Source organism: Pseudoalteromonas sp. 19-MNA-CIBAN-0066, assembly GCF_040308705.1.
GTDB classification, from domain to species: Bacteria; Pseudomonadota; Gammaproteobacteria; order Enterobacterales; family Alteromonadaceae; genus Pseudoalteromonas; species Pseudoalteromonas nigrifaciens.
Window position 1 is genome coordinate 1 of the sequence record NZ_JBEONZ010000086.1, and the last position, 1302, is coordinate 1302.

The 1302-nt window shown below is 45.5% G+C and carries 2 rRNA genes; both read left to right on the top strand.

The features are described from left to right. Nucleotides 1-585, top strand: a 16S ribosomal RNA gene (locus tag AAEZ18_RS18270); the annotation flags it as partial. A gap of 300 nt (nt 586-885) precedes the next feature. Beyond that, nucleotides 886-1302 (top strand): 23S ribosomal RNA (locus AAEZ18_RS18275); the annotation flags it as partial.

The window sequence follows — 1302 nt, forward strand, 5'->3', positions numbered from 1 at the left end:
ATTCGATGCAACGCGAAGAACCTTACCTACACTTGACATACAGAGAACTTACCAGAGATGGTTTGGTGCCTTCGGGAACTCTGATACAGGTGCTGCATGGCTGTCGTCAGCTCGTGTTGTGAGATGTTGGGTTAAGTCCCGCAACGAGCGCAACCCCTATCCTTAGTTGCTAGCAGGTAATGCTGAGAACTCTAAGGAGACTGCCGGTGATAAACCGGAGGAAGGTGGGGACGACGTCAAGTCATCATGGCCCTTACGTGTAGGGCTACACACGTGCTACAATGGCGCATACAGAGTGCTGCGAACTCGCGAGAGTAAGCGAATCACTTAAAGTGCGTCGTAGTCCGGATTGGAGTCTGCAACTCGACTCCATGAAGTCGGAATCGCTAGTAATCGCGTATCAGAATGACGCGGTGAATACGTTCCCGGGCCTTGTACACACCGCCCGTCACACCATGGGAGTGGGTTGCTCCAGAAGTAGATAGTCTAACCCTCGGGAGGACGTTTACCACGGAGTGATTCATGACTGGGGTGAAGTCGTAACAAGGTAGCCCTAGGGGAACCTGGGGCTGGATCACCTCCTTATACGATTTAGAACTTATTTGTTCGTAGTGTCCACACAGATGATTGTTAATTAGTGCTTGTTCTTCGGAATAACTAATTAATATGCTCTTTAAAAATTTGGAAAAGCTGATAATAAAATTCTGATGAATAACATTGTTATTTATCAAGAGTTTTCAAAAGTAAAAAAAGAATGGTAGCAGTACCATTCAGTGCCATTTAGTTAACTCTTACGAGTTGATTGATTGGTATCTACTTTAGTATTCAATATTGACTTCTGGCGAAGTTAAACTGTCACACAACAAAGACCCGTTTGGGTTGTATGGTTAAGTGACTAAGCGTACACGGTGGATGCCTTGGCAGTTGGAGGCGATGAAGGACGTATTAACTTGCGATAAGCCTAGTCAAGCTAGTAAAAAGCACTTGAGACTAGGATTTCCGAATGGGGAAACCCACCTGCTTGCAGGTATCGTTAACTGAATACATAGGTTAACGAGGCGAACGCGGAGAACTGAAACATCTAAGTACCCGTAGGAAAAGAAATCAACCGAGATTCCGAAAGTAGCGGCGAGCGAAATCGGAACAGCCCTTAAGCTTATTATGTGTTAATGGAAGGCTGCTGGAAAGCGCCACGATACAGGGTGATAGTCCCGTACATGAAAAGACATTTTAAGTGAAATCGAGTAGGTCGGAGCACGTGAAACTTTGACTGAATATAGGTGGACCATCATCTAAGGCTAA